The following is a 7,497-nucleotide window of genomic DNA, read 5'->3' on the forward strand; positions in this document are numbered from 1 at the left end:
TAATTCTTATCTTTACAGAACATGTCTGCATATTTGGAAGCGGCATTTTACAGAGCAGTAACAGCCATTTCAAGGATATTCTACATTTTAAATTTTATTACTTGGTTCACAGAGCAAATATTGCTCCTAAGTTACCCGGTAATTGGCATCAAACGTTATTTTAAATAACTTCGAGTCACGGTTGATGTGGTCTTGAAAGATACTCATAAGACTGCATCTCTAAAAGACGGCTTTTTGTGCGTTGAAACTCAAAGTTAAGAGCGCCATCAGCATATAAAGACATTAGTCCAACTTCTGCGGAAAGTATGATCTTTACATTTCTGTCATAAAATTCATCTACTAGGCTGATGAACCTTCTTGCTTGATCCTCATTATCTTTGCCCAACTGAGGAACTCCAGAAATCAACACAGCATGGAACTCACGGGATAGTTCAATATAATCATTTTGGCTTCTGGGTGAGTTACAAATAACATTAAAGTCATACCAAATCACATCTTTTCCTTGACGTCGAAATTTTATGTTCCTACCCTCAATCTCGATATTAAGATCTACTGAAATACTTTCGCCAAGAGGACAAAATAAATTAAAAGCTTTTATTAGTGCAATATCAGCGCTTGCATCTAGAGGATAATGGTAAAGTTCAGCTTGCTCTATGCTCCTCAAGCGATAATCGATATCACTATCTACATTAAATATCTCATTATTCTTTTTTATTGATTCGATAGCTGGAAGAAATTGTTTGCGTTGAAGACCATTTAAATAAAGGTTATCTGGTTCGACATTCGATGTAGCTACCAAGACAATATTTAGTGAAAATAAGAGCTCAAAAAGTTTCCCGAGAAGCATTGCATCTGCGATATCAGAAACAAAAAACTCATCAAAACAAATCACATCCGTTTCAGCCGCAATGCGATCAGCTACCGTAATCAAAGGATCCGATTTCTGCTGTAACTGTTTAAGTTCACTATGTACACGCTGCATGAATCGGTGAAAATGGAGACGCCATTTGTTTTTGATAGGCAAGGTTTCGTAAAAGGTATCAACCAGATACGTCTTTCCTCGTCCGACGCCGCCCCAAAAATACAAACCTTTAGGTGGCGTCGGTGGCTTACTAAACAGCCGTTTTAAGAGTGAGCGTTGTTTATTTTCTTGCCACTTAAGTAAATCATCGTAGAGGCGCTGTAACTGCTTGACCGCGTGCTCTTGCGCTTCGTCATAGCTGAAATCCTCGCGTTCTAAATCATTTTTATAACGCTCAATTGGCGTAAAGCACGGGTTCGACACTACCACTTCACCTCAGTTACTATTATCCTATAGAGCAACTATTTTATCACGATGCCCTGAATCAGCAATGAGTAGGGTCAGCCTAGGAGTTCGGCATGGATTGGTTAATTGGCATTTTATTGGTCGCAGTGGGCGCTGTTATTGGTTTTTTTGTAGCGCGGTACTGGTTTGGCTTACGTAGTGGCGGTGATCTCGAAGAGCAAGTTGAGAAGAGTCAAAAGCAATTGGCAGACTATCAACGCGAAGTCGCCGAGCATTTTGCCACCGCCAATGCCTTAGTTGAGCAACTCGAGGAAACACAAGATAAACTCAAAAACTACCTTGCCCACAGTGCCGACTTATTGCAAAAGAACGACGCGCAGAGCGACTTACCGTTCTTTTCAGAAGATACCATGCGGCAGTTACGAGTCGCGAGTAGCATGAATAAGGATTATCGTTCGACGCACAGTGCTGAAGAAGCCGAGCAAGTGCCAAAAGACTACACCGACCAGCGTAGTGGATTATTTACTGAAGCCGAGTCGACAAAACGCGATTAAATATCTTGAAACATTTTCGTTTTGAACTCATCTAGTAGCTTAGCGGTCATAATGGCTGCACACGGTTGCAAAGTTACTACTAGGAGTTCGTAACACGATGAATAAATTAATTGTAGGTCTCACGTTAGCCGCTTTAACCGTTGGCGGCTTTTCTCAGCCTGCACAAGCAGGTATTCCTTTCTTCGGTGCTGACGATGAAAAGCCAACCCTGGCACCGATGCTTGAAGAAGTCACGCCGGCCGTGGTTAATATTGCGGTAAAAGGAAAACGCGAAGTTCGACAGCGAGTTCCCGATGCATTGCGCTTTTTCTTTGGGCCTAATGCGCCGAGTGAACGTGTTCAAGAGCGTCCATTCCGTGGATTAGGTTCGGGCGTCATTATTGATGCTGAAAAGGGCTATGTAGTCACTAATAACCACGTTATCGACGATGCCTCAGAAATCGTTGTGACGCTGAAGAATGGACGTGAGTACGATGCTAAACTCGTCGGTCGTGATGAACAAAGCGACATTGCATTACTTCAGATTGAAGACGCCGAGAACCTGACTGACATCGAGATAGGTAAATCGTCTGATTTACGTGTCGGTGACTTTGTCGTGGCAATTGGTAACCCCTTTGGCCTCGGACAAACGGTTACGTCGGGTATTGTGAGTGCGCTCAGTCGAGCCAACCTCGGCATTGAAGAGTTAGAGAACTTTATCCAAACCGACGCGGCTATCAATAGTGGTAACAGTGGCGGCGCACTGGTGACACTGGATGGCAAATTGATCGGTATTAATACGGCTATTCTCGGTCCTAACGGCGGTAACATCGGTATCGGCTTTGCCATTCCGTCGGATATGATGCGTAACCTTGTACAACAGCTCATCGAATTTGGCGAAGTTCGCCGCGGTGTGCTCGGCGTGCGTGGTAATGATCTCAATTCCGATATTGCTGATGCGCTCGATATTAGTGTGTCAGAGGGGGCTTTTGTCGCCGAGGTTGTGCCTGACAGTGCCGCCGATAAAGCGGGTATCCAGTCCGGTGATGTCATCGTTGCGGTAAATGGCGATGATATTGCGAGTTTCCAAGAGTTGGGCGCTTTAATCAGTACCCTAGGATCGGGCACAGAAGTCGATCTTGAGTTAATCCGTGAAGGTGAACGCCAAGATGTCAAAGTCACTCTCGATGCGCAAGATACCGAAACGTCAGCACAGTCAATCCACCCTGCATTGGAGGGGGCGACGCTAGAGGCGGATGGTTCGCAAGATGGTATTCGTATAACCGAAGTTGAGCCAGGTTCACCTGCCGCGCGCATTGGGCTTGAAAAAGACGACGTCATTAAGGGCGCGAACCGCCAACCCATTGGCACCTTGGGGGATTTGCGTGAAGCGATCGATAACGCCGGCGATGTCGTAGCGCTCAGTATTCAACGTGGAAATAGCGTGCGCTATTTAATGCTACGTAACCCTGCTTCTTAGTCACGCGTTTTAGTTTCAAGAACTTACATCAAAGTGACTTCAGTGGTAAGCTGAAGTCACTTTTTTAATTAACGGACCGTTTAATTTATGAGCACCATCAAGTCACTCGTTCGATTCCTTTATCAATCGGTAGGCTTAGGCTTGGTTGTTGCTGCCATCATTTTTCTTATCCAACCCTATCTTCAAAGCGGCGGTCCAAGCCAGTTTAATTTAAGCAAAAGCGATGAAGTCGCGAGTTTTAATCAAGCGATAAGTCGCGCAGCACCCGCGGTTGTTAATATCTACAGCTTGGGCGAAAGTGAACGTTCACGTTATTCCTCGCAAGCCAACTCACGTTTATGGCGCTTAGGCTCTGGCGTTATAATGAGTGAACGCGGCTATATCATCACCGCCAACCATGTTGTTGAAAATTACGACGAAATACAAGTGGCTCTGCAAGATGGTCGTCGCTACGAAGCGCAACTGATTGGTAACGATACCTATACCGACTTGGCTGTGCTGAAGGTTGAAGCCGACAACCTACCGGTGATCCCAACGATGGGTGAACGACCCATTAAAGTCGGCGATATCGTCTTTGCCATTGGCAACCCTTACAATATTGGACAAACCATCACCCAAGGCATCATTAGTGCCACAGGCGGCCGGGTGGGTATCACAGGGTCAGCCTACTCTGATTTGATTCAAATGGATGCAGTGATTAATCAAGGCGCATCAGGCGGTGCACTGATTAACAGTAAAGGCGAATTGATAGGTATTAACAATGCGCGTTTTAACTCAGCCTTTGGCGATACCGTCGAGGGGATTTATTTTGCAACGCCTTACGGTACGGTTAACGAAATTATGCAGACGCTGATTGCTGAAGGTCGCGTCGTTAGAGGGTACATTGGGATACAGGTTAATCCGAACTTTAATCTGCAAAATGCAGCAAACGGCATTTTGGTCACACACGTAGAACCCGATAGCCCCGCCGACCGCGCAGGTTTACAAGTCAATGACTTAATTACACAAATTGGTGGCGCGCCGATCTATTCAGCTACCGAGGGAATGGAACGTGTGGTTAAGAGTCGACCAGGTACACAGCTCGAAATTGAGTACATGCGAGGCGATGAAACGCGAACCACAACCTTAACGGTCGGATCCGCGCGTCAGCTTCAATGAATACGTTGAATGTCAGCACCTAAGCCCTGCAGCTTAAGTTCAATACCCTCATAGCCCCGATCAATGTGATAAATGCGTTCAACAAGGGTTTCACCCTTAGCCACTAAGCCGGCAATAACCAGCGACGCCGATGCACGCAAATCGGTGCACATGACTTCAGCACCCGTCAGCGTTTCAACCCCATTGCAAATGGCGGTGTTGCCTTCAAGCTCTACGTGAGCCCCCATACGACGTAATTCTGGAATATGCATGAAACGGTTTTCGAAAATCGTTTCGCGCACCCAGCCGCTACCTGAGGCGATAGCATTGAGCGCACAGAATTGTGCCTGCATATCCGTTGGAAAAGCCGGATGCGGTGCAGTGATGATAGTGACCGGTTTTGGACGACCTTGGCTACGGATTCGGATCCAATCACTCCCCTTCTCGACCAGGCCTCCCGCTTCGGTGAGCTTTTTAAGTACGGCATCTAAAGCACTCGGATCCGTATTACGGCACGTCACATCGCCCCCTGTGGCGAGTCCTGCAACCAAGAAAGTACCGGTTTCAATACGATCAGGCATCACTGAGTATTGGCCACCACCTAAACGTTCAACACCTTCTATGGTCAGGGTATCCGTACCTTCACCGGAGACTTTAGCACCTAGGTGATTCAAGAAGTGAGCCAGGTCAATAATCTCTGGTTCCCGCGCAGCGTTTTCGATGCGCGTTGTGCCTTCTGCCAAAGCGGCAGCCATCATAAGGTTTTCGGTTCCCGTCACACTGACGGTATCCATTAAAATATCAGCACCCTTTAAGCGTCCTTCAACGGATGCCTTGATGTAGCCATTTTCGACCACAATCTCTGCGCCCATCTGTCGCAACCCCTCGATGTGCAAATTAACGGGGCGCGCACCGATAGCACAACCGCCCGGCAATGAAACCTCGGCTTTACCGACTTTCGCCAACAATGGCCCCAACACCAGAATTGATGCACGCATGGTTTTGACTAACTCATACGGGGCAACATGCTGCGACATTTTTGCCGGTTCAATTACAACCTTTCCATCAACCAAGTCGGAATGGCCCAAGCCGAGCTTCGACAGCAGTTTTAATGACGTTTTAACGTCTTGCAACAAGGGTACGTTGGCAATAGTAATAGATTCGCTGCCGAGCACTGTTGCAAGCAGAATCGGCAACGCCGCATTTTTCGCTCCTGAGATGGTGACTTCACCGTTAAGCGGGCGGCCGCCCTTGATTAAAAATTTATCCACGATGCCTCCTGATGACATTAAGGCATCATTAATTTTTTATCACGTTCCCAAGCTTCAGGCGTATACGTTTTAATAGAAACAGCATGAAGCGTACCATCAGCGATTAACGGCTTGAGCGGTTTATATACCATTTGTTGGCTTTTTACACGGCTGAGCGATGCAAACACTTCGCCCACAGCAATGATGTTCACGTTAGCGCCATCGAGCTTTACATGCGCCTCGTCGAGTTCAAGTTCATCTTTTAATAACGCGGTCAATTGTTCGGCGTTCATATTTTATCCACACCAGTTAGCTGAAAAATGAAAGTCGTTAGCTTAACGAAAGTAGATGGTCTACGCCACTCACACTGACGATTTGCCGCAATTGTTCTGACGCGCCTTCACATGGCAATGGAACTGCATCACGGTTATGTTTTATGACTTCGAGGAGTACTGCGACACCTGCGGTATCAATTAACTTCACCTTGGCAACATCCACCTGTTTAACGGACTTTTCCTTTAGCAACTGATTTAATGAATCCCATTGCGCAGGAATGGCACTTCGCGTTAGTGACCCCGCTAATGACAGCGTACCGTCATCAGCGAGCTTAAAGTTCATCTGAGCCTGACTCATGCGGCATCCTTAAGACGGAACGTCGACTTTATCGTCCAATTTAATGGGTTGATTCGCTTTATCTTCGAGTAACGCAATGGTGCCTTCGATACCGCGTGAACGAATGACAGCAGCAATCTCGCTTTGCTTACTATTCAACAAGCTCACACCTTCAACAACGAGGTCGTAAGCCTTCCAAACGTCAGCATTACTGTCGTAACGCACTTTAAAATCGAGACGAATCGGCGGGCGACCCGCTTCTTTAACCCGCGTTTCAACCACCACCACTTTGTCTTCCGGACCTACTTTAGAATGCTGTAGAAATTCTACTTCGTGCTTTGACTCATCATATTGTGTAAAAGCACGGGCATAGGTTGCAACAATGTAGTCTGTAAATGCTTTGTAAAATGCCTGACGTTGTTTTTCATCGGTGTCTTTAAAATAGCGACCGAGGACCTTTTTACTCGCGTAAATATTATCAACGTATGGCATTAACTCATCTTTGACGATGGTTTTAAGGTAGTTCGGGTCTTCGCTAATTTTATTACGGTCTTCTCCAATACGATCAAACGTCTGATCCGCTACTTTCTTCAACAGCGTGTATGGGTTCTCTTCTTTGATCATTTCCGCCGAGGCACTACTAACGGCCAGAAAAGCGCTCATTACAAGCGTTAAAAAAACTTTCATAATACCACTCCTAGGTTAATTTTCGCCTTGGCTAAACAAGAATTGACCAATCAACTGTTCCAACACCAACGCCGACTTAGTATCCGAAATCGTGTCACCATCTTCTAAAGTGCCCACGGTGTCGTCGATAAAGCCTGGCTGTAGACCCAGATATTGTTCGCCGAGCAGCCCCGCCGTCAAAACCGACAAACTACTGGTCTCAGAGAACTTATCGTAATCTTTACTGATTTCCATCTCGACTAGCGGCTCATAATATTCTCCTGCGAGCGAGATATCAGTGACACGACCTACAACAACCCCGCCGACCTTCACTGGTGAACGCACCTTAAGGCTGCCTATATTGTCGAATTTGGCATACAGTGTATATGTTTCGCCTGCGGTCACAGTGCTGCCGCTTGCTGCGCGCAACGCAATAAACAACAGTGCTAAAACCCCTACAACAACAAACAAGCCAACAAAAATATGTGATTTCCGTGATTCCATGGTTTTTACCCGCCAAACATCAATGCTGTAAGAATAAAATCGAGTCCT

The 7,497-nt window shown here is 46.3% G+C and carries 9 protein-coding genes; 3 read left to right on the forward strand and 6 right to left on the reverse strand.

From position 1 onward, the window contains the following. Window positions 1-175 precede the first annotated feature (175 nt). Window positions 176-1,285 (reverse strand): cell division protein ZapE, encoded by a 1,110-nt coding sequence (gene zapE / locus B2X00_RS07840; protein ID WP_290486985.1) that lies wholly within the window; start codon window positions 1,283-1,285, stop codon window positions 176-178. A 95-nt stretch (window positions 1,286-1,380) separates the two neighbouring features. Between zapE and B2X00_RS07845 the strand changes: the two genes are divergently transcribed. From B2X00_RS07845 to B2X00_RS07855, 3 genes are all read left to right on the forward strand, one after another. Beyond that, window positions 1,381-1,821, forward strand: coding sequence for a YhcB family protein (locus B2X00_RS07845; RefSeq protein WP_290486987.1), 441 nt, complete (start codon window positions 1,381-1,383; stop codon window positions 1,819-1,821). A 97-nt stretch (window positions 1,822-1,918) separates the two neighbouring features. Continuing rightward, entirely contained in the window at window positions 1,919-3,280 is a 1,362-nt protein-coding gene (locus B2X00_RS07850; protein WP_290486989.1) for a DegQ family serine endoprotease, read from the forward strand. Between the two features lie 87 nt (window positions 3,281-3,367). After that, on the forward strand, window positions 3,368-4,438 hold the full coding sequence (locus tag B2X00_RS07855) for a trypsin-like peptidase domain-containing protein (protein WP_290486991.1): 1,071 nt from the start codon (window positions 3,368-3,370) through the stop codon (window positions 4,436-4,438). Here B2X00_RS07855 and murA read toward each other — a convergent pair. The 5 genes from murA to mlaD are packed head-to-tail and all read right to left on the reverse strand — an operon-like array spanning window position 4,432 to window position 7,449. Beyond that, window positions 4,432-5,688: a UDP-N-acetylglucosamine 1-carboxyvinyltransferase gene (gene murA, locus B2X00_RS07860; protein WP_290486993.1), complete on the reverse strand. Its 1,257-nt coding sequence runs from the start codon at window positions 5,686-5,688 to the stop codon at window positions 4,432-4,434. The genes B2X00_RS07855 and murA overlap by 7 nt on opposite strands. A gap of 17 nt (window positions 5,689-5,705) precedes the next feature. Continuing rightward, the gene (locus tag B2X00_RS07865) at window positions 5,706-5,960 is read right to left on the reverse strand and encodes a BolA family protein (protein ID WP_290486995.1); all 255 of its coding nucleotides are present in this window, start codon (window positions 5,958-5,960) and stop codon (window positions 5,706-5,708) included. Window positions 5,961-5,997: 37 nt separating this feature from the next. Beyond that, window positions 5,998-6,300, reverse strand: a complete 303-nt coding sequence (locus tag B2X00_RS07870) for an STAS domain-containing protein (RefSeq protein WP_290486996.1) — start codon at window positions 6,298-6,300, stop codon at window positions 5,998-6,000. Between the two features lie 9 nt (window positions 6,301-6,309). Then, entirely contained in the window at window positions 6,310-6,966 is a 657-nt protein-coding gene (locus B2X00_RS07875; protein ID WP_290486998.1) for an ABC transporter substrate-binding protein, read from the reverse strand. A 15-nt stretch (window positions 6,967-6,981) separates the two neighbouring features. Then, the gene (gene mlaD, locus B2X00_RS07880; protein WP_290487000.1) at window positions 6,982-7,449 is read right to left on the reverse strand and encodes an outer membrane lipid asymmetry maintenance protein MlaD; all 468 of its coding nucleotides are present in this window, start codon (window positions 7,447-7,449) and stop codon (window positions 6,982-6,984) included. Between the last annotated feature and the right edge of the window lie 48 nt (window positions 7,450-7,497).

Source organism: Idiomarina sp. UBA3162 (assembly GCF_002364475.1).
Taxonomy (GTDB): Bacteria; Pseudomonadota; Gammaproteobacteria; order Enterobacterales; family Alteromonadaceae; genus Idiomarina.